Raw genomic sequence first — 21377 nt, 5'->3', positions numbered from 1 at the left:
TGGGCTGATCGTAACCCGATCGTCAGGCCAAGGTGGCCCCCGGGGTCAATGCACGGTGGCGTTCTTGGTATCCAGGCGATCGATCACGCCCTGCATGGCGCTGTCGAAGGCACCATCGTCGATATGCGCACGCAGACGCCCCAGGCGCACCATCACCGCCAGTTCTTCCGGCGAGGCCACGCAGAAGCGCACCCCGCGCCGGTTGACGAACAACAGGCGCTGCGAAATCGGACTCACCCAGGACAGCTTCCCGGCCTGCACCTTGCCGTCCTTGTCGACGAAATCCAGCCAACTGCCGATCTCCAGGCCGCGGAAGCGGTCGGCATCGGCATTGTCGAAATCGCTGACATCCACCTTGCTGCCCAGCTCCACCGCCGCCGATTCCTGCGCCGGCGGCGAAGGCAACGCCACCTGCGGCAGCTCGGGCAGCGCGCGTTCCAGCTCCGGGCGCGATTCGGCGATGCCCTGCAGGGTGTCGTGCAGCGCATCGATGGCACTGGTCGCCGCGTCGGCATGCACACCGACGCTGGCAAAGACCTTGCGCAACGCGGGTTGCCAGGCCTGCAGCCACGGCTTGCCGACGATATGCCGGCGCGCCTCGGCCACTTCATCCAGCATGCCATCGGCCAAGCTCAGGGCCTCACCGACCGAGGCGCCGTCTTCGCCTTCGCGCAGCACCGTCAGAGTCAGGTGGTGCTGCCAGGGCTGGCGCAGGAATTCACCGATCGCCTGCGGCAAGGTCGTGTCGCCAATCCGCCGGTCCAGTTCGGTGCTGGCCCGTTGGCGCGCCATTTCAAGTTTTTCCTGGCCGCGCTGGGTCTCGGCGGCACGGCGCTCGGCGATCTCGATCCGGCGCCGGTGCTGGGTCAGGAAATCGCGGAATTCTTCTTCCAGGGTCAGGAAGATGGCCAGGTTCTCGTTGAACTCGGCCACCAGGCGCTCGATGATCTCCTCGACCTTGCCCATCAGCACGCGCTCGGCCTGGCTCTCGCCGGTGTTGCCTTCGCAGGCCTCAGCCAGCGAGTTGAGCAGCTTGCGCGCCGGGTGGGTCTTCTGCACGAACATGCGGCGGTCGAGCATGGCGACCTTGACGAAGGGCACCACCAGCCGGCCGATCAGCTCGCGCGAGCGGCCCTCCAGGTCGCGCTCGTCCAGCATCACGTCGAACAGCATGCCGACCAGATCGATCGCATCTTCATCCTGCGGGTCCAGCCGCGCCTGCGCGGGATCCACCCCGAGCCGGGTCGCGCCGGACAGCACTTCACTCTTCAACCGCTGCGCCAGCGATTCGCCGTCCTCGCCGATCGCCGCGCGCAGGGTCGCGCTCGGCGTGGCCTGCAGCAGCGACAGCACGGACATCATCTCGCGCTGGCTCAGCGGGCGCTGCTGGCCCACCGCGACGCTGGCCGCCGACGTGGCGTCCTCGCGCACATGGCGGGTCTGCTGCAGCAGTTCGTGCAGGGCATCGAGCAGCATGCCCTGGTTGCCGCCGAGGCTGTCACCCGCATCGCCGGGCAGGTCCTGATGCCCGGTCTGGCTGCCCTGAAGGCGGCCGCGGCTCTCGGCCCAGCGATCGGCGAAGCGGCGGGCCCAGGCCGGTGCCTGGCCCTCCTCGGCGCTGCTGCCGAGCGCCGTGTCGGCATCGAAACCGTCAAACCCGGCCTCGCGCTCGGGGCGCGGCGGCGGCGAGGGTGCGCGCGGCGGTGGCCGCCGCGCGGCCATCTGCGGCATCACGCCCGCAGCGGCCAGTTGTTCATCCAAGTACTCGTAGCGCTTGCCGATCGGCTGCTGCAGATCGCGCTCGCACAGCTTGATCAGCACCAGCCGCACTTCCGGGGCCAGTTCACAATCGGCGAAGGCCTCGTGGATGGCAACGCCGATATGCTCGGGGCTGATCGGATTGGTATCGGCATTGAGCTCGACACCACCGGCGATCACGCCCAGGCGGCGATCGAGCCGCGACAGCACCGGCTTGAAGTCACGCAGCAACACGGTGGCGAAGTTGCGCACCGCCAGGCGGGATTCCAGCACGTGTTCAGGAACCAGGCTGAGGCCATCTTCGATCTGCCCGGCCAAGGTGGCTTCGGCCGACAACGGGTCGCCCCGCTCCAGCGCCTCCCAGCCTTGCGTCAGGTGAGCGCGGAACCCGGCCACGATGTCGTCCCGGCGGCGGCGCAGCTCGCGCATCCCATCCAGGAACAGCAACTGCGACGCGCCGGCAGTGCCGGCACGGTCGAACAGCACGTCGTCGAAGCGCGCCAGCACCGTCGAGAACGACTCGATCAGCCCAGGCAGCACGGCCTCACGGGCCATCTTCAACAACGCCGGGTCACGGCCCGGGTGCCCCCCTACATTGGGCGTGGCGATCATGCGAGAAGGCTCCCCACCTTCACAGGTACTGAGTACAACATGGATACAACGAACGTCGGCGCACCCCATGCGCCCACGTTCGGAGGATAGGCCGGCCGACCGATCAAAGACAATGAAACAGTCGACACGTTAGACCTCATTACCGGTGACCCGGCAGGCCTTGTATCGTAAGCGCAGCAGGACGTGGAAGCGAGTACAGCCACGTGAAGGAAGTCCGCTGATTAGGTGATGTTCATCACGCTTTGTCGCAAATTGCACCGAGATAGCCCAAGACCGTGTGACAAACACGGACGACTATAATCGGGGCATCGTGAAGCCTGATTGAGAGACCATGTCCGTTCCCCCCGCGCTGCATGCCCTGGACGCCCGCCGTTCGGTCCCCGCCAAGCAACTGGGCGAACCCGGTCCGGATCCGGACACCCTGCTGCGGATGCTCACCTCAGCCGTACGTGTGCCCGACCACGGCAAACTGGTGCCCTACCGCTTCCTGCGGATCGCTGGCGATGCACGTCACAGTCTGGGCACGTTCCTGGCCGACCGTGCCGTCCAGCGCGACCCCCAGGTGTCCGCTGCCCAGCTGGACAAGGACCGCCAGCGGTTCTCCCATGCACCGCTGATCATCACCGTCATCGCCAGCCCGCGGCCCAACCCCAAGGTACCCGAGGCCGAACAGCTGATGACCGCCGGCTGCGTCTGCTTCGCCCTGCTGCAGGCCGCGCAGGCGTTCGGCTTCGGCGCGCAGTGGCTGACCGCCTGGATGGCCTTCGACCCGGCCGTGCACGCCCACCTGGGCCTGGCCGAGGGCGAGCAGATCGCCGGCTTCATCCACATCGGCACGCCGAAGACCGAGGTACCCGAACGCGAGCGCCCGGACCCGGCAGCGCTGCTGCAGGACTGGGAGGGCTGAGATGTCCGCCCTCGCTGCCGGCCCCGGCATGGCGTCACCGCCGCTGCGTGCGCCGTTGTACCTGGTCGATGCCAGCCTGTACGTGTTCCGCGCGTGGCATTCGATGCCCGATGAGTTCCAGGATCAGCAGGGTTGGCCGACCAATGCCGTGCACGGCTTCGCGCGCTTCCTGCTCGACCTGCTCGAGCGCGAGCGCCCGGCCAACATCGCCATCGCCTTCGATGAAGCCCTGGACAGCTGCTTCCGGCACCGGATCTACGCCGCCTACAAGGCCAACCGCGATCCCGCGCCCGACGCGCTGCGCCGCCAGTTCGCGCACTGCAAGGCACTGTGCACCGCGCTCGGCCTGGCCGTGCTGGCCCACCACGAGTACGAGGCCGATGACCTGATCGGCAGCGCCCTGCATGCACGCCGCGATGCGGGGATGCGCGGGGTGATCATCTCCGCCGACAAGGACCTCTCGCAGCTGCTGTTCGAGCATGACGAACAGTGGGATTACGCGCGCAACCAGCGCTGGGGCATGGCCGGCGTCAAGGCCCGCCACGGCGTGCATGCGCACCAGATCGCCGATTACCTGGCGCTGTGCGGTGATGCGGTCGACAACATCCCCGGGGTGACCGGGGTCGGGGCCAAATCCGCCGCGGTGCTGCTGGCCCATTTCGGCAGCCTGGACGTGCTGTACGAGCGCCTGGATGAAGTGCCTTTCCTGCGCCTGCGCGGTGCGGCGCAGATGGCGGTGCGCCTGCGTGAACAGCGCGAGCATGCGCTGCTGTGGCGCCAGCTGACCACCATCGCGCTGGATGCGCCGCTGGACGGCGCCGCCGTCGATTTCAGCCGGGGCGTGGCCGATGCACAGATGCTGCAGGGCCTGTGCGATGCACTGCGGTTCGGGCCGTTGACCCGGCGCCGCCTGTTCACCGCCGCCGGCCTGTCCGATTCCTCTTCCGTTGCCAGTGAGTTCGCATGAGCCCAAATACGCAAGCCCCGAAGGTCGTTTTTGAAGGCAAGTACCAGCGCATGGTCGTGCGCGGCACGTGGGAGTACAGCGAGCGCACCCACGCCGGCGGCCTGGCCGCGATCATCATCGCGGTCACCCCGGACGACACGGTGCTGTTCGTCGAACAGTTCCGCGTGCCACTGCAGGCCAGGACCATCGAGATGCCGGCCGGCCTGGTCGGCGACATCGATGCCGGCGAGTCGATCGAGGTCTCGGCCGTGCGCGAGCTGGAGGAAGAAACCGGCTGGACCGCCGATCACGCCGAGGTGCTGATGATCGGCCCGACCTCCTCCGGGGCCAGCAGCGAAAAAATCGCCTTCGTCCGTGCCACCGGCCTGCGCAAGGTTGGTGAGGGCGGTGGTGATGCCAGCGAAGACATCACCGTGCACGAGATTCCGCGCGCCCGCGCCGCCGCGTGGCTGGTCGAGAAGATGGGCCAGGGCTATGAACTGGACGCCAAGCTGTGGGCCGGCCTGTGGATGATCGAACACCATCTGGACGGCACGCCGCGTGGCTGATGCGTTCGCCCATCCGCACACCGGTGCGTCACTGCTCGGGCCGTCCGACCCGGCGCCGTTCACCGTGCATCAGGCGGACGGTCGCTCGTCGTATCTGCTGATCGCCGACCACGCCGGCCAGCAGGTGCCGACGGCGCTGGCCGGCCTCGGCCTGCCGCAGCGCGAACGTGACCGCCACATCGGCTGGGACATCGGTATTGCCGGCGTCACGCTTGAACTGGCGCGCCTGCTCGATGCGTGGGCGATCACGCAGACCTACTCGCGACTGGTGATCGACTGCAACCGGCCGTTGACCTCGCCCACGCTGATGCCGGCGGTGAGCGATCTCACCATGGTTCCCGGCAACCAGCGCCTGTCACCGCTGCAGCGTCAGCAGCGCATCGACGCGATCCACACGCCCTACCATGCACGCATCGATGCCGAGCTGGACACGCGCCAGACACAGGCCCGGCCAACGCTGCTGGTGATGATGCACAGCTTCACCCCGGTGATGAATGATGCTGCGCGCCCCTGGCATGCCGGCGTGCTGTACCACCGGGACACGCGCTTTGCGCGTCCGCTGCTGCAGGCGCTGCGCGAAGAAGGCGACCTGGTGGTGGGCGACAACCAGCCCTACGCGGTCAGCAGCACCAGCGACTATGCCGTGCCGGTGCATGGCGAAGGCCGCGGGCTGGTGCACGTGGAGCTGGAGATCCGCCAGGACCTGATTGCCGATGCCGCCGGCCAGCAGGCCTGGGCGCAGCGCCTGGCGCGCATCTTCACCGCCCTGCAGCCGCAGCTGGACGCAGTGCCACCGGCATAAGGCGTACTGTCGCAGGCGCATCCATCCACGGAAACGCACGGTATCCCCGCATCTCCAGCGCGATGTCGGCCGCCTGGAACGCCGCCGCAATGGCAGCGGCACGCGGGCGCTCCAGGTCACGACCGAGTTCCACCGGCAGGTCACGGCACAACGCCAACGCCCGGCCCACCGGGACATCCAGCACCGCTGCAACGATGCGGGCAGCGTCCTTCACCTTCGATGCCGGGCACTGCACCAGCGCCACGTCGAACGCGGCGAAAATCCCGCGCCCCACGCCCAGCGCATGCGCGGCCTGTCGTGCCTCGGCCGTCGCCTCACCCAGTGCTTCATCGATGCCCGCCACCGGCGCGAACGCGTCGTACTCGCTGTAGTACGCCAGCGCCTGCGCGTAGTCGTCCAGCGTGGACAACGGACACTGGCGCTTCTGCACGTCCAGCACATCGGCGAAGGTGGCGGCCTCCAGATACGTGCTCAGCGCATGCTGGGCAGCGAACGCCTCCACGCTGGGGTCGTCATGCTCAGCGTCATGGTCGGACAACCAGAACCGGGCATCCCGTTCGTCGCCGTCGGTGGCATAGACCCAGCCATACCGGTCCCACACGTCACGATCGTTGGTGCATCCGGCGATCGCCTCAAGCGCCTGGCAAAGGGTAAGCAGGTCGGTCATCGCCTCATCCTTCATTCGCGGACACCGTCGCTGCGGCCGCAGCGTCTTCCTGCGGCCGCAGCCATAGCGCTACGCCCACACCCAGCAGCGCGAACAGGGCCGCGCCGTACTGCGCATGGATCATGCCCTGCAGGGCCGCCTCACTGCTGGCGGCGGCGCTGCCGCGACCAGCGTTGGCCAGCATCACCAGCAACGCCAGGCCCAGCGCGCCGCCAATCTGTTGTGCGGTGGCAGCCATGCCCGAGGCCACGCCCTGCTGCGCGGCGGGCACGCCCTGCCCGGCCACGATCCACATCGCCGTCCAGGTGATGCCCTGGCCGAGGCTGAGCACCACGATGCCCGGCAGCAGCGCCCAGTAGGTCGCGCCGTACGGCAGCGCGACGGCGACCGCGGCGATGCCGATCGCGCCGGCCAGCATGCCCACCGTCAGCACCTGGCGCGGCGAACGCTGCGCGAGCATGCGCTCGGCGATGCGGATGCCAAACGTGCACACCAGGGTCGGCGGCAGGAACGCCAGGCCGGCCTGCAGCGCACCCCAGCCGTAGCCATCCTGGTAGTACAGCGCCAGGAAGTAGTACTGCACGCCGTAGCTGCTCATGAACAGCATCGTCAGCAGCATCGCCGCACGCAGGCTGCGCAGGCGCAGCAGCGAGAACTGCATCAGCGGGTCGCGGCTACGGCGTTCGATCTGCACGAACGCGGCCAGCATCACCGCCGACACGAGCAGGCAGATCAGCGTGAGCGGCGCCGACCAGCCCCATTCCGGGCCCTGCACCAGGGTGGTCACCAGCAGGCTGCCGCCGAAGGTCACGGTGACGCAGCCAGCCAGATCGAACGAGCGGCCCGCCAGCGGCGCAGGATCGCGCGGCAGCCACCAGCCGCCCAGCAGCGCGCAGCCGCCGGCGAACGGCACGATCACCAGCAGTACCGAGGCCCACCCGAAGCTCTGGGTGAGCACGCCGCCGAGCAGCGTGCCCAAGGCCAGGCCGCCGGCGCTGGCCATCGACCAGATCGCCAGCGCGCGATTGCGCGGCGCGCCTTCGGCGTAGATCGTGCTGATCAGCGCCAGCGTCGCCGGGAACAGCAACGCCGCGCCGATGCCCTGCACCGCGCGGGCCGCGATCAGCAGCCACGCACTGGTGCTGAAACCACCGACCAGCGAGGCCAGCGCGAACAGCGCCATGCCCAACCGATAGACCCGGCGGCGACCGAGCAGATCAGCCGCGCGGCCGCCCAGCAGCAGGCACCCGCCGAACGCCACCGTGTAGCCGCTGACGATCCACTGCAGCTGCTGGGCATTGATGCGCAGCTGCGCGCCCATCTCGTGCAGGGCAACGAAGATGATCGTGGAGTCCAGCGCGATGATCAGCTGGGCGGTGGCCAGCAACGCCAGGGCCAGGCGCGGAAATGCGGGCGCCGGCGCGCCAGCGGGAGACAGGGGGGAGGTCATGCCGACTCGGTACTGCGTAAGAAGGTGGGCAGTCTCATTGATGACGCTGCATAAATAAACCCGGATACTTCGATATCTGTCATGCATATCCGCATGAATCGGAGGAGCGATGGACCTCAACGCCGTGCGCATGCTGGTGCAGGTGGCCGACGCGCGCAGCTTCACCGTCGCCGCCGGCCAGCTGGGGATCAGCCAATCCGGTCTGTCACGGGCGATCAGCCGGCTGGAGAGCGCCCTGGGGGTGCGGCTGCTCCACCGCAACACCCGCAACGTCAGCCTGACCCCGGATGGCCGCCAGTTCGTCGAGCACTGCGCACCGCTGCTGAGCGGGCTGGAGGATGCCGAGCGCCGGCTGGGTGATCGCCCCTCCACGCCGTCGGGCGTGTTGAAGCTGACGGCGCCCTCGATGTTCGGGCGCAAAGTGCTGGTGCCGCTGGCCGGGCAGTTGATGGCGGCGCACCCGCAGCTGCAGTTCGAGCTGGTGCTCAACGACCGCCTGGTCGATCTGGTCGAAGAAGGCTTCGATGCCGCGCTGCGCACCGGGCCGATCAGCGACGTGCGCATGGTGGCCCGCCCCCTGCGGCCGTTGCACTGGGTCACGGTCGCTTCCCCGGCCTACATCGCGCAGCACGGGGAACCGGCCACCGTGGACGCGCTGCGGGATCACGCCTGCCTGGCGGTGCGCAACCTGCGCAGCGGGCGGCTGGTGGATTGGCAGTTCCGCGAAGCCGAGGGCCAGCTGCGCGAGTTCACTGCACCGGCGCGGATGGTGTTCGACAGCGGCGATCCGCTGGTGGAGGGGGCGCTGGTCGGGATCGGCATCGTGCAGGTGATGGATTTCGCGGTGGCCGATGCGTTGGCCGACGGGCGGCTGCAGCGGGTGCTGCAGCCCTTCGAGGGCCGCAGCCGGGTGCTGTCGCTGGTTTATCCACCTTCGCGGCAGGCCTCACCGAAGCTGCAGGTGCTGGCGGAGGCATTGTTGGGCGGTAATTGGTAACCCGCCGCATCACGACCAACGGTCGTGATCCACCGCACGACGTCAGGGGGTAACACGGTAGGTGCCGACCGTTGGTCGGCACGCCTCCATCAACCCGCGAAACGATCCGTCGCCCGCACCAGCGCGTCGACATTCTCCGCTTCGAACGCGGAGTGGCCCGAGGCCGGGCTGATCTCCAGCGTCGAGTTCGGCCACGCCTTGTGCAGTTCCCACGCGCTCTGCAGCGGGCAGACCACGTCGTAACGGCCGTGCACGATCACGCCCGGAATGTCGGCGATGCGGTGCGCGTCACGCAGCAGCTGTTCTTCCACCTCGAAGAAGCCGCCGTTGACGAAGTAGTGGTTCTCGATGCGGGCGAAGGCCAGCGCGAACTGCGGATCCTGATGGCTGTTCACGAAGTCGTCGTCCACGTGCAGGAAGCTGGTCGCGCCTTCCCACACACTCCACGCCTTGGCCGCGGCCAGGCGGGTGGCTTCATCGTCGCTGGTCAGGCGGCGGTGGAAGGCCGAGATCAGGTCGTGACGCTCCACCGCCGGGATCGGCTTGAGGTAGTGCTCCCACGCATCCGGGAACAAGCGGTTGGCGCCTTCCTGGTAGAACCACTCCAGTTCCCAGCGGCGCAGCATGAAGATGCCGCGCAGGACCAGCTCGGTCACGCGCTGCGGGTGGGTCTGCGCGTAGGCCAGCGCCAGGGTCGAGCCCCAGCTGCCGCCGAACACCTGCCAGCGATCCACTTTGAGGTGCTCGCGCAGCGTCTCGATGTCGGCGACCAGGTCCCAGGTGGTGTTGTCGACCAGGTCCGCATGCGGCGTGGAACGGCCGGCACCGCGCTGGTCGAACAGGATGATCCGGTACTTGGCCGGGTCGTGGAACTGGCGCATTTTGTCGCTGCAGCCGCCGCCCGGGCCACCGTGCAGCATCACCACCGGCTTGCCGTCGGGATTGCCGCACTGCTCGAAGTACAGCGTGTGGCGGTCATCGACCTTCAGGGTGCCGACGTCGTAAGGGGTGATGGCGGGATACAGCGTACGCATGACAGAAACTCCATGTGGAATGACAGTCGCCGCATCACGCTGCGCGGCGGCCCGGTGGACAGGTCATTCTAGCCTCGGGGTCAGCGCTGGGATGGCATGCCGTCAGGCCGGCAGACAGCCAAGGCTCACCCGGTCGCGCTGTTCCAGGTCGCGTTCGGTGGCGACCGACTGGAAACCGGCCTGCTGCAACAGCGCGCGGATCGCATCGCCCTGATCCCAGCCATGCTCGATCAGCAACCAGCCGCCCGGCCGCAGGTGCGCTGCCGCACCGTGAATGATCAGGCGGATGTCGTCCAGCCCGTCCTGGCCGGAGGCCAGCGCGGTGGGCGGTTCGAAACGCAGGTCGCCCTGGGCCAGGTGCGGGTCGTCGCTGGCGATGTACGGTGGATTGGTGGCGATCAGATCGAAGCGCTCGCCTGCCAGCGGTGCGTACCACGCGCCCTGCCGGAAGCGGACGTTGCCCAGTGCGTGGCGCTGCGCGTTGCGCGCGGCGACCGCAAGGGCTGCCTCGCTGAGGTCGGTCGCCACTACCTGCGCCTGCGGCCGTTCGCTGGCCAGCGCCAGCGCGATCGCGCCACTGCCGGTGCCGAGGTCGGCGACCCGCAAGGCGGCATCTTCGGGCGATCGTGCCAGCGCCAGCTCGACGAGTAGTTCGGTCTCCGGGCGCGGGATCAGGGTGGCAGGGCTGACCTCCAGGTCCAGGGTCCAGAAGCCGCGGCGGCCCAGCAGGTACGCCACCGGCTCACCGGCCAGGCGTTTGGCCAGCAGCGCCTCGAACGCCGCCACCTGCACCGGCTCGACCGGATCGGTGGCATGCGCGAACAGCCAGCTGCGCTCGCGTTCCAGCACGTGCAGCAGCAGCAGTTCGGCCTCATGGCGGCCTTCCACGCCGGGCAGGCGGGTGGCGGCATCGGCGAGCAGCTGGCGGACGTCTGGCGGGGCGGCGGTCATGGCGGATCGGAGCAGCGGTGGGGGCCGCAGTGTAATTCACGCCACCGCCAGGATCGGTCGGGGAAAACGGCCTTCCGCGACCGACCACGCGATTGAATTCGACCATCGCAACACATATCTACATTTGTGCTCGCTATCGATCTCGGCCGGAAATCACGGGTCCCCGGCGCGGGATGGGCCGCAAGCGTTCAGATTGCCCGCTGCCCGGATAAGCACAGACTATTGAGCCCATCATCGGCGCGAGCGCCGTGGTCATTGCGCTGCAACGGTTCTGACGGATCTGGCCATCACCATTCATCGCAGGATCAGACCATTTTGATAGCCTTTGTCTATCGTATAGATGCAATCAATGGATTGTTCTTATGGGAACGGAGCCGCTAACCTGTGTTGGTCGCTTCACCCACCCCCTTCACCAAGAGGAACAACGATGTCGCTCATCAACACCCAGATCCAGCCGTTCGAAGCCAACGCCTACCAGAACGGCGAGTTCATCAAGGTCTCCGACAGCACCCTGAAGGGTCACTGGTCCGTGCTGATCTTCATGCCGGCCGCGTTCACCTTCAACTGCCCCACCGAGATTGAAGACGCCGCCGATCATTACGCCGAGTTCCAGAAGGCTGGCGCCGAGGTCTACATCGTCACCACCGACACGCACTTCTCGCACAAGGTGTGGCACGAAACCTCGCCGGCCGTCGGCAAGGCCCAGTTCCCGCTGGTCGGCGATCCGACCCACCAGCTGACCAACGCCTTCGGCGTGCACATTGCCGAAGAAGGCCTGGCCCTGCGCGGCACCTTCATCATCAACCCGGAAGGCGTGATCAAGACCCTGGAGATCCACTCCAACGAGATCGCCCGTGACGTCTCCGAGACCCTGCGCAAGCTGAAGGCTGCCCAGTTCACCGCCGCCAACCCGAACCAGGTGTGCCCGGCGAAGTGGAAGGAAGGCGAAAAGACCCTGACCCCGTCGCTGGACCTGGTCGGCAAGATCTAAGCCGCTCCTCATCCCCATCCCCGCCCGCCGGGGATGGGGGTGAACCCAAGCCGGTGCCCCACGCGCCGATTTCGGTTCACCCCCATGTCGCGCAGATGCACCCGCGGGGTGCGTCGACGCTGCCCCCTTGCCTGATTCAAGGAGTTTTTCGATGTTGGATGCCAACCTCCAGTCCCAGCTGAAGACCTATCTGGAACGTGTCACCCGTCCGATCCAGATCACGGCGCACGTGGATGACGGCGCCAAGTCGCAGGAAATGCTCGAGCTGCTCAACACGCTGACCACGCTCTCCACGCAGATCAGCCTGGACGTGCGTCGCGACAGCAACGCGCGTACGCCCTCCTTCGCACTGACCACGCCGGGCCAGGACATCCATCTGGTGTTCGCGGGCCTGCCGATGGGCCATGAGTTCACCTCGCTGGTGCTGGCGTTGCTGCAGGTGGGTGGCCACCCCTCCAAGGCCACCGCCGAGCTGATCGAGCAGGTGCGCAACCTGGAGGGCGAGTACCGGTTCGAAACCTACTTCTCGCTGTCCTGCCAGAACTGCCCGGACGTGGTCCAGGCACTGAACCTGGCGGCGGTGCTGAACCCGCGCATCCAGCACGTCGCGATCGACGGCGGCTTGTTCCCGGCCGAGGTCGAAGCGCGCCAGATCATGTCCGTGCCGACCGTGTACCTCAACGGCGAGGTATTCGATCAGGGCCGCATGACGCTGGAGCAGATCGTGGCCAAGCTGGACACCGGTGCGTCCAAGCGCGATGCCGAAAAGCTGAGCACCAAGGCCCCGTTCGATGTGCTGGTGGTGGGCGGTGGTCCGGCCGGCGCGGCCGCGGCGATCTATGCCGCACGCAAGGGCATCCGTACCGGTGTTGCCGCTGAACGTTTCGGTGGCCAGGTGCTGGATACGATGGCGATCGAGAACTTCATCTCCGTCAAGGAGACCGAAGGTCCGAAGCTGGCTGCCGCGCTGGAGCAACACGTGCGCGAGTACGAGGTGGACATCATGAACCTGCAGCGCGCCACCGCGCTGGTGCCGGCCGGCGATGACGGCCTGGTCGAGATCAAACTGGAGAACGGCGCGTCGCTGAAGTCGCGTTCGGTGATCCTGTCCACCGGTGCGCGCTGGCGCCAGATGAACGTGCCCGGCGAAGATCAGTACCGCAACAAAGGCGTGGCGTACTGCCCGCATTGCGATGGCCCGTTGTTCAAGGGCAAGCGCGTGGCGGTGATCGGCGGTGGCAACTCCGGCGTGGAAGCGGCGATCGATCTGGCGGGTCTGGTGACGCATGTGACCCTTCTGGAATTTGATGACAAACTGCGGGCCGATGAAGTACTGCAGAAGAAGCTGCGCAGTCTGGGCAACGTCACCATCATCACCAGCGCCCTGACCCAGGAAGTGCTGGGCGATGGCCAGAAGGTGACGGGCCTGGTCTACCAGGACCGCGTCGGGGGCGATTCGCACCGGGTGGAACTGGAAGGCATCTTCGTGCAGATCGGTCTTCTGCCGAATACCGAATGGTTGAAGGACACGGTGGCGCTGTCACCGCGTGGCGAGATCCTGATCGACGACCGCGGCCAGACCAGCGTGCCGGGTGTCTTCGCCGCAGGCGATTGCACGACCGTTCCGTACAAGCAGATCGTCATCGCGATGGGCGCCGGTTCCACTGCGGCACTGAGCGCCTTTGATCACCTGATCCGCACCTCCGTTCCCAAGAGCAGCGGCGCTGTCGCCGAAGCTGCCTGAAACGTCCGGTTCCCGGTTCGCCGGGAGCCCTGTCTGTCTGCTGGGTAAGCCACGCCATCACCCGGTCCATTACCGTGAGAGGTCCAAGGAAATGAACCTACGTGATTTGAAGTATCTGGTGGCGCTGGCCGACCACCGCCATTTCGGCAAGGCGGCTGCCGCCTGCTTCGTCAGCCAGCCCACCCTGTCCACCCAGATCCGCAAGCTCGAGGACGAGCTGGGTTTGCCGCTGGTGGAGCGCGCACCGCGCAAGGTCATGCTGACCCCGGCCGGGGTGGAAGCCGCCGCGCGTGCCCGCACCATCGTGGCCGAGGTCGAGCAGATGAAGGAAGCGGCGCGGCGCAGCCGCGATCCGGAAGCCGGCACGGTGCGGCTGGGGATCTTCCCCACGCTGGGGCCGTACCTGTTGCCGCATGTGATCCCCAACATCCGCGAACGCTTCCCGCAGCTGGAACTGCTGCTGGTCGAGGAAAAGAGCGACGAGCTGCTGGCGCGACTGCGCGAAGGCAAGCTGGATGCGGCGTTGTTGGCGCTGCCGCTGGACGATGACCAGCTGCATGCGGAATTCCTGTTCGAGGAGCCCTTCCTGCTGGCCGTGTCCGGGCAGCATCCGCTGGCACGCCGCCAGCATCTGGACGTGCAGGAGTTGTCCTCGCAGAAACTGCTGCTGCTCGAAGACGGGCATTGCCTGCGCGACCAGGCGTTGGCGGTCTGCCGGCTGTTCGGCGCCAACGAAAAATCCGAGTTCCGCGCGACCAGCCTGGAAACGCTGCGGCAGATGGTGGCCGCCGATGTGGGCATCACCTTGCTGCCGACGCTCTCGGTCAAGCCGCCGGTGCCGCGTTCGGAGAACATCCGCCTGCTGGACTTCAGCGGCGATGACCGCCCCAGCCGCCGCATCGCGATGGCCTGGCGACGCAGTTCGGCGATGACCGGCTTCCTGGAGCAGCTGGCCCAACAGTTCAAACGACTGCCGCAGGGCCTGTTTGCGTTGGAAACCACCGATGTCCCTGGTGCCGGTGAGACACGCAGCGCCCGCGCAGGCTGAGCCGGACTGAACCGTCCGGCGGGGCCGATACGCCGGACGGGTCGCATCCGCCTACGATTGTCAGCACAATAGAACGAGGCGGTGCCAGCAGGCGCCGCCTTTTTACTGGGTCTTCCACACACGCAAGGAGCTACACCATGTCCACTTCCAGCGGACTGCCCCCTTCGATCATCGTTTCAAGCCACGACATGGACCGCCTGGATGCCATGCTCGAATCCCCCGCCGTAGCGCAGACGCCTGCCGCGCTCGCCCTGGCCCAGGAACTCAACCGTGCGACCGTTGTCGCGCCGGACGCGATGCCCGAGGGCACCGTCATGATGCATTCGCGCGTGGAATGCGAAGATGAGCTGCAGAACGAGAAACACGTGCTGACGCTGGTCTATCCGCGCGAAGCCGATGTTGAACAGGGCAAGGTCTCGATCCTTGCACCGGTGGGCACCGCCCTGCTGGGCCTGTCGGTTGGCCAGACCATGGACTGGGACGCGCCGGGTGGCCGTAAGCTGCGCCTGCGCGTGACCGCCGTTCACCACGCGTCTCACGCCTGACCCCTGCCTGCTGCGATCCGCGCAGGCTCCACCGTTCGTACCAGGAGTTGCAATGAGCACCGTTTCGCCGTCAAAACTCTCCCAGCTGCGTGATCTGTCCGTGGTGGTCGCCGATACCGGCGATGTCGAGGCGATCAAGCGTTTGAAGCCGGTCGATTGCACGACCAATCCCACCTTGGTGAAGAAGGCGCTGGATCTGCCGGTGTACGCCGATCTGATCGAGCACGCGCTGGCCTGGGGTCGTGAGCAGGCGGGTGAGCGCGAGACCATCGTGCACGCGGTGGCCGATCGGCTGACCGTGGGCGTGGGCACGCTGCTCAGTACGCTGGTGCCGGGCCGTGTCTCGACCGAGGTCGATGCGGACCAGGCCCACGATACGGCGGCGACGGTGGCCAAGGCGCGCCAGTTCATCGCGATGTACGAGGCGGCCGGTGTGCCGCGCAGCAAGGTGCTGATCAAGATCGCGGCGACCTGGGAAGGCGTGGACGCGGCGCGTCAGCTGCAGGCCGAGGGGATCGACTGCAACCTGACGCTGATCTTCAATCCGACCCAGGCCTTGGCGTGCAGCGAGGCCGGGGCGTTCCTGATTTCGCCGTTCGTGGGCCGCATCCTGGATTGGTACGTGGCCAACGGGCAGGCGCCGGCCACCATCGATGAAGACCCGGGTGTGGTGTTCGTGCGCGGCGTGTATGCCGAGTTCAAGCGCCGCGGTTCGCCGACGGTGGTGATGGGCGCGTCGTTCCGTTCGACGGCGCAGATCGAGGCGCTGGCGGGCTGCGATCGTCTGACGATTTCGCCGGATCTGCTGGAAAAGCTGGACGCCGATCACGGTGCGCTGCCGCGCAGGCTGGTGGCCGGTGCGGCCGAGCCTGTGCAGGTGACGCCGATCGATGGGGCGCGGTTTGCGGCGGATCTGGCGGCCGATCCGATGGCGACGGAGAAGCTGGCGAGCGGTATCGATGCGTTCGCCAAGGATCTGGAGGCGTTGCGGCAGACGATCCGCGAGCGGTTGTAAGCGCTGGCGGTTGGATGGCTGCACGACAAAAGGCCCCGCTCATGCGGGGCCTTTTGTTTTTGGCGCGTACGGCTGGTGCGTTGGGGAGAGCAGTAGCGCGGCGAGCCTAGGGCTGTCTGCTGGACCTGGTAGAGCCGACCGTTGGTCGGCTTTCTCCGTTGTCAGGCGTCCACGCCGATGGGGCAGCTGACGCCGGTGCCGCCGATGCCGCAGTAGCCGTTGGGGTTCTTGGCGAGGTACTGCTGGTGGTAGTCCTCGGCGTAGTAGTACTCGGGCGCGGGGAAGACGATATCGGTGGTGATGGGGCCGTAACCGCTGTCGTTGAGGCGCTGCTGGAAGGCGTCGCGGCTGGTCAGGGCGGCGTCGTGCTGGGCCTGGGTGGTGGCGTGGATCGCGGAGCGGTACTGGGTGCCGGTGTCGTTGCCCTGGCGCATGCCCTGGGTGGGGTCATGGCTTTCCCAGAAAACCTGGAGGAGGCGTTCGAGGGTGACGATGGCCGGGTCGTAGACGACCTCGACGATTTCAGTGTGCCCGGTGAGGCCGGAGCAGACTTCTTCGTAGGTAGGGTTCGGGGTGACGCCGCCGGCGTAGCCGACCGAGGTCGAGTAGACGCCGGGGATGGTCCAGAATTTGCGCTCCGCGCCCCAGAAACAGCCCATCGCGAAGCGGATGCGCGCCAGGCCGGTGAAGCTGTCTTTCAGCGGGTGGCTGTTGACGTAATGCTGGTTGTGCAGCAACGGCAAGGGCTGCTCGCGGCCGGGCAACGCTTCTTCCGGGCGCGGCAGGCGCTGCTTGAAGGCGCCGATGCCCAACAGACCGTTTCCAATACCCAACATGGCGTTCTCCTAGGCCGGCAACAGGCCGGCGCTTTCGTCTCCGTCCCATATGGGGTCGTCCGGGGCCGCGCCCAAGTCCAGCTGGGCGACGATGCCTTCCGCTTCAGGACGGGCCAGATCGGGGACGCACACGCGCAGGACGCCGAACAGCGGGAGCTCGCCCATGCCGCCCAGCAGCGATTCGCCGAAGACGAAGGCGGGGATGCCGGCGTCCTCCAGGGCGTGCTTGACCAGATGGGCGTCGAACAGGTTGTCGGCCTGGTAGATCACATGCATGGGGCGGCTCCGGAGGACATGGGCCCAGCATACGCCCGGGGGCTGAAGGCGTGCCGACCCACGCGGCCGGGCAAGCCCACCCCCGACAGGCTAAACTGTTGGTCTTTCTGCCTTTTAACTGCGACCGCGCATCATGTCCGAGTCTACCGCCGCCCCCACCGACGCCCTTCCGGAAACCCAGGAAAAACGGGATTTCATCCGTCAGATCGTCCGCGAGGACCTGGCCGGCGGCAAGCATGCCGCGATCAAGACGCGCTTCCCGCCCGAGCCCAATGGCTACCTGCACATCGGCCATGCCAAGTCGATCTGCCTGAACTTCGGCATCGCCGGTGAGTTCAACGGTGTGTGCAACCTGCGCTTTGACGACACCAACCCGGCCAAGGAAGATCCGGAGTACGTGGCCGCGATCCAGGATGACGTGCGCTGGCTGGGCTTTGAGTGGAACGAGCTGCGCCATGCCTCGGATTACTTCGATGCCTATTACCTGGCCGCGCAGAAGCTGATCACCGATGGCAAGGCGTATGTGTGCGACCTGTCGGCCGAGGAAGTGCGCGCCTACCGCGGCACCCTGACCGAGCCGGGCCGTCCGTCGCCGTTCCGCGACCGCAGCGTCGAAGAAAACCTGGATCTGTTCCGCCGCATGCGCGCGGGCGAGTTCCCGGATGGTGCGCGCACCGTGCGCGCCAAGATCGACATGGCCAGCGGCAACATCAACCTGCGCGACCCGGCGCTGTACCGGATCAAGCACGTCGAACACCAGAACACCGGCAACGCATGGCCGATCTACCCGATGTACGACTTCGCGCATGCACTGGGCGATTCCATCGAGGGCATCACCCACTCGCTGTGCACGCTGGAGTTCGAAGACCACCGCCCGCTGTACGACTGGTGCGTGGACAACGTCGATTTCGCCCACCACGATGCGCTGACCCAGCCGCTGGTCGATCGCGGCCTGCCGCGTGAAGCCGCCAAGCCGCGCCAGATCGAATTCTCGCGGTTGAACATCAACTACACGGTGATGAGCAAGCGCAAGCTGATCGCGCTGGTCACCGAGCAGCTGGTGGATGGCTGGGAAGACCCGCGCATGCCGACCCTGCAGGGCCTGCGTCGCCGTGGCTATACCCCGGCGGCGATGCGCCTGTTCGCCGAACGCGTGGGCATCAGCAAGCAGAACTCGCTGATCGATTTCAGCGTGCTCGAAGGCGCGCTGCGCGAAGACCTCGACAGTGCCGCCGCGCGCCGCATGGCCGTGGTCGACCCGGTCAAGCTGGTGCTGACCAATCTGCCCGAAGGCCACGAAGAAACCCTGACCTTCTCCAACCACCCCAAGGACGAGGCGTTCGGGACCCGCGAAGTGCCGTTCGCACGCGCGCTGTGGATCGAGCGCGAGGATTTCGCTGAAGTCCCGCCGAAGGGCTGGAAGCGCCTGGTGCCGGGCGGCGAAGTGCGCCTGCGCGGCGCCGGCATCATCCGCTGCGATGAGGTGATCAAGGATGCCGAGGGCACCATCACCGAACTGCGCGGCTGGCTGGATCCGGAATCGCGCCCGGGCATGGAAGGCGCCAACCGCAAGGTCAAGGGCACCATCCATTGGGTCAGCGCCGTGCACGCAGTGCCGGCCGAGATCCGCCTGTACGACCGTCTGTTCTCGGTGGCCAACCCCGACGACGAATCCGAGGGCAAGACCTACCGCGATTACCTTAATCCGGACTCGCGCCGCACTGTTACCGGCTATGTCGAACCGGCCGCGGCCACCGCCGCGCCGGAACAGTCGTTCCAGTTCGAGCGGACCGGCTACTTCGTCGCTGATCGCCGCGATCACACCGCGGCCACGCCGGTGTTCAACCGCAGCGTGACCCTGCGCGATACCTGGTCGGCGTAAGCTGCACCCGGCCGGTGCCAGGCACCGGCCGCCCGATGTCACCTACGCAGCCCTGCCATGGCAGGGCCTGCGCTCCAGTTCCCCTGCGACCGGCGCAGCCCTGCGCCGGCGTGCGCGTGGCCGTGTTCAGCGCGGGCACGGCATCCCTGGGCGCGGCCCGATACACTGCCGCTGCGCCATCTTTGAAGAGGTTCATGTCCCGATGCTGTACGCGCAAGTCCATCTCACCCTGCCCGCCTGGATCCACGACCAGATCGATCTGGGCCGTGTCTATCCCGAGGATGCCGACAAGGTCGCGCTGGCGATCGAACTGTCGCGCCTGAATGTCGAGGCGCAGACCGGTGGCCCCTTCGGCGCCGTGGTGTTTGGGCCGGACCACCGCGTGATTGCCGCCGGCGTGAACCGCGTAGTCCCGCATACGACCTCGCTGGCGCATGCCGAAAACATGGCCTACATGCTGGCCCAGCAGCGCCTGCAGACCCCGCGCCTGAACGATGTGCTGTCGCCGATCACCCTGGCGACCTCCTCGCAGCCGTGCTGCCAGTGCTACGGCGCCACCATCTGGGCCGGTATCGATCGGCTGCTGATCGGTGCCAGCGCACAGGACGTGGAAGAATTGACCCCGTTCGACGAGGGTCCGCTGCCGGCGGACTGGATCGGCGAACTCAACACGCGTGGCATCGAGGTCGTGCGCGACATCGAGCGCGACGCTGCACGCGCGGTCCTGCGCCAGTACGGAGAGATCAACGGTGCCCATTACTGATATCCGCGCTTCGGGCGCGATGCGATGAGCGGCCTGCTGTGTCTGTGCCGCCAGGGCTTTGAACCGGAACTGGCTGCCGAGCTGTCCGAGCGCGCGGCGTATGCCAACGTGGCCGGCTATGCGCGCACCCAGCGCAATGACGGCTACGTGGTGTTCGTCACCGAGGAAGGTGCGGCGCTGTCCAAGGCCCTGTCCTGGCGCTCGCTGATCTTCGCCCGGCAGAAGCTGCAGGTGCTGGCCGAACTGCCGCAGCTCGATGCCGCCGACCGCATCACCCCGATCATTGCCGCGCTTCAGGGGCAGCAACGCTTCGGCGACATGTGGGTCGAGCATCCGGACTCGGACGAAGGCAAGCCGCTGGCCGGCCTGGCCCGCGCGTTCGGCAATGCACTGCGCCCGGCGCTGCGCAAGGCCGGCCTGCTGACCGACAAGCCCAACACCGGCCTGCCGCGCCTGCACATCGTGTTCGTCGATGGTCGCCATGCCTTTGTGTGCGTGGCCGATACCCGCGACAGCGCGCCGTGGCCGCTGGGCATCCCGCGCCTGAAGCTGCTGCCCGATGCGCCTTCGCGCTCGGCGCTGAAGCTGGACGAAGCCCTGCTCACCCTGATGACGCCGGAAGAGCGCGAGCTGCTGGTCAAGCCGGGCATGCGCGCGGCCGATCTGGGCGCCGCACCGGGCGGCTGGACGTGGGTATTGACCCGTCAGCACGTGAAGGTGATCAGCGTGGACAACGGCCCGCTGCGCGAACACGTGCTGGAAACCGGCCTGGTGGAACATCTGCGCGCCGACGGCTTCCACTGGCAGCCGGAGACGCCGCTGGACTGGATGGTCTGCGACATGGTGGAACAGCCGCGCCGCGTGGCCGAGCGCATGGCCACCTGGTTCCGTGAGGGCTGGTGCAAGCACGCGATCTTCAACCTCAAGCTGCCGATGAAAAAGCGCTGGGATGAAACCCGCCTGTGTCTGGAGCTGTTCCAGGAACAGGCCGGCAAACCGCTGCACCTGCGCGCCAAACAGCTGTATCACGACCGCGAAGAAATCACGGTGCTGGCCTCGCCGCTGCGCTGACCCAGGCGCAGCACCGGTAGCGCCGGGCCATGCCCGGCTGGCCGCGCAACGCGCGGCAATGATCGACGCACGCGCCGGGCACCCGGCGCCCCCACGTCATGTACGGAGTTTCCATGCGACGCCGATCCCGCCTCACCCTGCTGCTGTCACTGCTGCCCACGCTCGCGCTGGCCCAGGTCCGCACCCCGCCACCGGCGGTCAGCGAACCGCTGCGCGAGGTGCCGGCCAGCGTGCGCGCGCAGCCGCTCTCGCAGGGTGAGGTGACCCATCAGGTGACGCTGGCCGCACCGGCCGGCGAAGCCGCGGTGACGGTGCGTTCGGTGCAGCCGGTGAGCGTGGTCGGCCAGTACCGCATCGCGTTCGCGGCGCTGGATGTCGACGGCGACGGCTTCATCAGCCGCGCCGAGGCGCAGGCCAATCCGACGCTGGCCGAAGAATTCAACGCGCTGGACGTGAAGCGGCGCGGCACGCTGGACCGCGCCGATCTGGCCGGCTGGCTGATCGACTGAGCGC

At 67.3% G+C, this 21377-nt stretch carries 21 protein-coding genes; 14 read left to right on the top strand and 7 right to left on the bottom strand.

Features of this window, described 5'->3' with window-relative positions:
• Window positions 1-45: 45 nt before the first annotated feature.
• Entirely contained in the window at window positions 46-2370 is a 2325-nt protein-coding gene (locus tag ACWV8V_RS17125) for a DUF1631 domain-containing protein (protein WP_259262154.1), read from the bottom strand.
• Window positions 2371-2701: 331 nt separating this feature from the next.
• Here ACWV8V_RS17125 and ACWV8V_RS17120 point away from each other — a divergent pair, with 331 nt between their 5' ends.
• From ACWV8V_RS17120 to ACWV8V_RS17105, 4 genes are read left to right on the top strand one after another with little or no spacing between them, the layout of a single operon-like run.
• A complete protein-coding gene (locus ACWV8V_RS17120; RefSeq protein WP_259262155.1) occupies window positions 2702-3277 on the top strand; it encodes a nitroreductase family protein in 576 nt (191 codons plus the stop codon).
• A gap of 28 nt (window positions 3278-3305) precedes the next feature.
• Window positions 3306-4244 carry a 5'-3' exonuclease gene (locus ACWV8V_RS17115; protein ID WP_259262167.1) on the top strand — a complete coding sequence of 313 codons (939 nt, stop codon included), beginning with the start codon at window positions 3306-3308 and terminating at the stop codon, window positions 4242-4244.
• Window positions 4241-4792 carry an NUDIX hydrolase gene (locus ACWV8V_RS17110; protein WP_123728417.1) on the top strand — a complete coding sequence of 184 codons (552 nt, stop codon included), beginning with the start codon at window positions 4241-4243 and terminating at the stop codon, window positions 4790-4792. Before ACWV8V_RS17115 ends, ACWV8V_RS17110 begins: the two co-directional genes overlap by 4 nt.
• Window positions 4785-5594, top strand: coding sequence for an N-formylglutamate amidohydrolase (locus ACWV8V_RS17105; protein WP_259262156.1), 810 nt, complete (start codon window positions 4785-4787; stop codon window positions 5592-5594). Before ACWV8V_RS17110 ends, ACWV8V_RS17105 begins: the two co-directional genes overlap by 8 nt.
• Here ACWV8V_RS17105 and ACWV8V_RS17100 read toward each other — a convergent pair.
• On the bottom strand, window positions 5551-6261 hold the full coding sequence (locus ACWV8V_RS17100; RefSeq protein ID WP_455900290.1) for a DUF7716 domain-containing protein: 711 nt from the start codon (window positions 6259-6261) through the stop codon (window positions 5551-5553). The two genes, ACWV8V_RS17105 and ACWV8V_RS17100, sit on opposite strands and share 44 nt — an antisense overlap.
• A gap of 4 nt (window positions 6262-6265) precedes the next feature.
• Entirely contained in the window at window positions 6266-7711 is a 1446-nt protein-coding gene (locus tag ACWV8V_RS17095; RefSeq protein ID WP_455900289.1) for an MFS transporter, read from the bottom strand.
• A gap of 109 nt (window positions 7712-7820) precedes the next feature.
• Between ACWV8V_RS17095 and ACWV8V_RS17090 the strand changes: the two genes are divergently transcribed.
• The gene (locus tag ACWV8V_RS17090; protein ID WP_455900288.1) at window positions 7821-8708 is read left to right on the top strand and encodes a LysR family transcriptional regulator; all 888 of its coding nucleotides are present in this window, start codon (window positions 7821-7823) and stop codon (window positions 8706-8708) included.
• An 89-nt stretch (window positions 8709-8797) separates the two neighbouring features.
• Here the strand turns inward: ACWV8V_RS17090 and pip are convergent, their stop codons facing one another.
• Together pip and prmC are read right to left on the bottom strand one after the other, a co-directional pair.
• Window positions 8798-9742 carry a prolyl aminopeptidase gene (pip, locus tag ACWV8V_RS17085; RefSeq protein ID WP_259262161.1) on the bottom strand — a complete coding sequence of 315 codons (945 nt, stop codon included), beginning with the start codon at window positions 9740-9742 and terminating at the stop codon, window positions 8798-8800.
• A 102-nt stretch (window positions 9743-9844) separates the two neighbouring features.
• Window positions 9845-10693, bottom strand: coding sequence for a peptide chain release factor N(5)-glutamine methyltransferase (prmC, locus tag ACWV8V_RS17080; protein WP_259262163.1), 849 nt, complete (start codon window positions 10691-10693; stop codon window positions 9845-9847).
• Window positions 10694-11120: 427 nt separating this feature from the next.
• Here prmC and ahpC point away from each other — a divergent pair, with 427 nt between their 5' ends.
• From ahpC to ACWV8V_RS17055, 5 genes are all read left to right on the top strand, one after another.
• Window positions 11121-11684, top strand: coding sequence for an alkyl hydroperoxide reductase subunit C (gene ahpC, locus ACWV8V_RS17075; protein WP_123728411.1), 564 nt, complete (start codon window positions 11121-11123; stop codon window positions 11682-11684).
• A gap of 151 nt (window positions 11685-11835) precedes the next feature.
• On the top strand, window positions 11836-13428 hold the full coding sequence (gene ahpF / locus ACWV8V_RS17070; protein WP_455900287.1) for an alkyl hydroperoxide reductase subunit F: 1593 nt from the start codon (window positions 11836-11838) through the stop codon (window positions 13426-13428).
• A gap of 91 nt (window positions 13429-13519) precedes the next feature.
• Window positions 13520-14476, top strand: a complete 957-nt coding sequence (gene oxyR, locus ACWV8V_RS17065; RefSeq protein WP_123728409.1) for a DNA-binding transcriptional regulator OxyR — start codon at window positions 13520-13522, stop codon at window positions 14474-14476.
• 137 nt (window positions 14477-14613) lie between these two features.
• Window positions 14614-15021 carry a nucleoside diphosphate kinase regulator gene (gene rnk, locus ACWV8V_RS17060; protein ID WP_123728408.1) on the top strand — a complete coding sequence of 136 codons (408 nt, stop codon included), beginning with the start codon at window positions 14614-14616 and terminating at the stop codon, window positions 15019-15021.
• A 52-nt stretch (window positions 15022-15073) separates the two neighbouring features.
• A complete protein-coding gene (locus ACWV8V_RS17055; protein ID WP_455900286.1) occupies window positions 15074-16036 on the top strand; it encodes a transaldolase in 963 nt (320 codons plus the stop codon).
• 161 nt (window positions 16037-16197) lie between these two features.
• On the opposite strand, the gene msrA is transcribed toward ACWV8V_RS17055, so the two are convergent.
• Both msrA and ACWV8V_RS17045 read right to left on the bottom strand, forming a co-directional pair.
• Window positions 16198-16851: a peptide-methionine (S)-S-oxide reductase MsrA gene (gene msrA / locus ACWV8V_RS17050; protein ID WP_455900312.1), complete on the bottom strand. Its 654-nt coding sequence runs from the start codon at window positions 16849-16851 to the stop codon at window positions 16198-16200.
• Window positions 16852-16881: 30 nt separating this feature from the next.
• Window positions 16882-17148: a putative signal transducing protein gene (locus ACWV8V_RS17045; RefSeq protein WP_259261890.1), complete on the bottom strand. Its 267-nt coding sequence runs from the start codon at window positions 17146-17148 to the stop codon at window positions 16882-16884.
• A 133-nt stretch (window positions 17149-17281) separates the two neighbouring features.
• Here ACWV8V_RS17045 and ACWV8V_RS17040 point away from each other — a divergent pair, with 133 nt between their 5' ends.
• The 4 genes from ACWV8V_RS17040 (at window position 17282) to ACWV8V_RS17025 (ending at window position 21373) form a co-directional block, all read left to right on the top strand.
• Window positions 17282-19030, top strand: a complete 1749-nt coding sequence (locus ACWV8V_RS17040; protein ID WP_455900285.1) for a glutamine--tRNA ligase/YqeY domain fusion protein — start codon at window positions 17282-17284, stop codon at window positions 19028-19030.
• A 202-nt stretch (window positions 19031-19232) separates the two neighbouring features.
• Complete coding sequence (locus ACWV8V_RS17035; RefSeq protein ID WP_282263133.1) at window positions 19233-19793, top strand: nucleoside deaminase; 561 nt, start codon at window positions 19233-19235, stop codon at window positions 19791-19793.
• 24 nt (window positions 19794-19817) lie between these two features.
• Entirely contained in the window at window positions 19818-20864 is a 1047-nt protein-coding gene (gene rlmM / locus ACWV8V_RS17030; RefSeq protein ID WP_121042813.1) for a 23S rRNA (cytidine(2498)-2'-O)-methyltransferase RlmM, read from the top strand.
• 113 nt (window positions 20865-20977) lie between these two features.
• Entirely contained in the window at window positions 20978-21373 is a 396-nt protein-coding gene (locus ACWV8V_RS17025) for an EF-hand domain-containing protein (protein WP_455900284.1), read from the top strand.
• Window positions 21374-21377 lie beyond the last annotated feature (4 nt).

The sequence above is a fragment of the Stenotrophomonas sp. Ker107b genome, assembly GCF_053847245.1.
The sequence above is the reverse complement of the archived record's forward strand: the minus strand, read 5'-3'. Positions and strand labels throughout refer to the sequence as shown.